Source organism: Variovorax sp. P4_D9 (assembly GCF_056401695.1).
In genome coordinates this window covers 1-2,529 of record NZ_JBFUIU010001074.1, presented here as the reverse complement: position 1 = coordinate 2,529, position 2,529 = coordinate 1, and the positions used below count along the sequence as shown (strand labels likewise).

At 65.4% G+C, this 2,529-nt stretch carries 3 protein-coding genes; 1 reads left to right on the top strand and 2 read right to left on the bottom strand.

The window, feature by feature from the left end:
- On the top strand, nt 1-800 hold an 800-nt coding region (locus AC1DY5_RS51085; protein ID WP_478121925.1), incomplete at its 5' end, for a serine hydrolase.
- A 27-nt stretch (nt 801-827) separates the two neighbouring features.
- Here AC1DY5_RS51085 and AC1DY5_RS51080 read toward each other — a convergent pair.
- Both AC1DY5_RS51080 and AC1DY5_RS51075 read right to left on the bottom strand, forming a co-directional pair.
- Nucleotides 828-1,622 carry an IclR family transcriptional regulator gene (locus AC1DY5_RS51080; RefSeq protein WP_478121924.1) on the bottom strand — a complete coding sequence of 265 codons (795 nt, stop codon included), beginning with the start codon at nt 1,620-1,622 and terminating at the stop codon, nt 828-830.
- Nucleotides 1,623-1,652: 30 nt separating this feature from the next.
- Entirely contained in the window at nt 1,653-2,402 is a 750-nt protein-coding gene (locus AC1DY5_RS51075; RefSeq protein ID WP_478121923.1) for an arginyltransferase, read from the bottom strand.
- Nucleotides 2,403-2,529 lie beyond the last annotated feature (127 nt).

Below are 2,529 nucleotides of genomic sequence, written 5' to 3'. Positions count from 1 at the left end.
GCACCGAGGATGCGCTCGACCTGAAGTCCAGCGTGGCCCTCGTGATCGACCAGGACACCCAGGAAGTGCTGTTCAGCAAGAACGACCACGCGGTGCTGCCGATCGCGTCGCTGACCAAGCTCATGACCGGGCTGCTGATCAGCGAGGCCAAGCTGCCGTCCGACGAACCGATCACCATCACCCAGGACGACGTCGACACCGAGAAATTCAGCCGCTCGCGCCTTTATGTCGGCGCGACGCTGCCGCGCGGCGAACTGCTGCACCTGGCGCTGATGTCGAGCGAAAACCGTGCAGCCCATGCGCTGGGTCGCACCTACCCCGGTGGCCTGGCCACTTTTGTCAGCGTGATGAACGCCAAGGCCAAGATGCTCGGCATGAAGGACACGCGCTACGTCGAGCCGACCGGCCTGTCGAGCCGCAACCAGTCGAGCGCCCAGGACCTGGCCCTGCTCGTCAATGCCGCCTACGCCGACGCCACCGTGCGCCAGTTGTCGACCTCGCCTGAATACCAGGTGGAAGTCGGAAACCGCACGCTGCAGTTCAACACCACCAACCGCCTTGTGAAGAGCCCGGATTGGGACATAGGGGTGCAAAAGACCGGTTACATCTCGGAGGCTGGCCAGTGCCTGGTCATGCAGGCCAAGATCGCCGGTCGCAAGTTGATCATGGTGTTCCTCGACTCCGCCGGCAAGTTCAGCCGCATCGGCGACGCCGAGCGCGTGCGCCGCTGGGTCGAGGCGACCCACATGGCCAACCCCAATCAAGGCATCCCTCAGGCATTCGCGCACGCTGCAAGTTGAGCTAGACAGCGGTCCCCCGAAGGGATTTCAGGCCGCGGCCGGCTGGTCGGCCTTGTAGCCCAGCGCTCCCGAGATCTCGTTGGCGGTGGCTTGCAGCTTGGGCAGCCAGCCCTCGTCGAGCCGGTCGGCCGGTGCCGAGATCGACAGGCCCGCGACCAGCTTGCCCTGGTCGTCGTAGATGCCCGCCGCCATGCAGCGCACGCCGAGTTCGAGTTCCTCGTTGTCGCGTGCGATGCCGTACTGGCGGGCCTTGGACAGCTCCCGCTCCAGCGCCGGCAATTGTGTGATGCTGTTGCGCGTGTGGCCGGCCAGGCCGGTACGCGTGGCATAGCTGCGAATGCGCTGCGGTTCGTCGGCGGCGAGGAACAGCTTGCCGGTGGAGGTCAGGTGCAGTGGGGCGCGGCCGCCGATGGCGCGCACCACCTGCATGCCGGAACGTTCGCTGTAGGCGCGCTCGATGTAGACGATCTCGTCGCCCTGGCGCATGCTGAGGTTCACCGGTTGCTGCGTGAGCTTGTGCAGTTCGCGCATCGGGGTCAGGGCCGCATCGCGGACGTTGAGCCGGCCCTTGACCAGATTGCCCAATTCGAGCAGGCGCATGCCCAGGCGGTAGCTGCCGGCCTCGGGACGGTCGACGAATCGGCCCACCGCCAGATCGTTGAGGATCCGGTGCGTGGTGGACGGATGCAGCCCCGTCTTCTCGCTGATCTCCTTGAGGGAGATTGCTTCTTCACGTGACGCCAGCACGTCGATGAGCGCGAACATCCGCTCGATGACCTGGATGACGGGCGTGGCGGGAACGTCTGATTGTGGTTTTCTCATGTGCAACGCGGTGGGAGACCGGTCGCCATTTTACTTGGTGAAATGGGCTGGCGCCTGCCAGCGGCCGTCGATCAGCACTTCATGCGGGGTGTAGCGGGCCTTGTAGTTCATCTTGGAACTGCCTTCGATCCAGTAGCCGAGATAGACGTGGGGCAGGGCGAGCTTGCGCGCCTGCTCGATCTGCCACAGCACGCTGTAGTTACCATAGCCGGCACCCGGCTCGGGTTCGTAGAAGGTGTAGACCGCCGACAGGCCGTCGTTCAGGACATCGAGGATCGAGACCATCTTGAGCACACCGGCGCTGCCGTCGGCGAGCGTCTCGCGGAACTCGACCAGGCGCGAATTGACCCGGCTCTGCAGCAGGAACTGCGTGTACTGGTCGATGCTGTCGTGGTCCATGCCGCCGCCCGCGTGGCGTCCGTTCTGGTAGCGCAGGTAGAGCTGGTAGTGCTCGGGCACGAAGCACAGCTTGAGCACCCGCGCCTGCAGGTTGGCATGGCGCGACAGGGCACGGCGCTGACTGCGATTGGGCTTGAACTCGTTGGTCAGCACGCGCAGCGGCACGCAGGCGCTGCAGCCGTCGCAATAGGGTCGGTAGGTGAACATGCCGCTGCGCCGGAAGCCGCTCAGGACCAGGTCGGAATAGGCATCGTTGTGGATCAGGTGGCTGGGCGTGGCGACCTGCGAACGCGCCTGCCGGTCCGGCAGGTAGCTGCACGGATAGGGGGCCGTTGCGTAGAACTGCAGCGTGTGGAGCGGGAGATCCTTGAGGTGCGTCACGTCGGGGTGGAGCTTCGCGCAGGCGGGAGTTTGCTCCAGTATACGGGCTCGAAGCGCCACTGAGGACTGCTTTCCCGGCGCGCGTGGGCGACGTGCGACACGAAGCGCCGGCGCGGCATTTCGCGGG

Excerpts from the sequence above, each read along its gene's own strand:
- AC1DY5_RS51080 (WP_478121924.1), bottom strand. The coding sequence starts at position 1,622 with ATGAGAAAACCACAATCAGACGTTCCCGCCACGCCCGTCATCCAGGTC.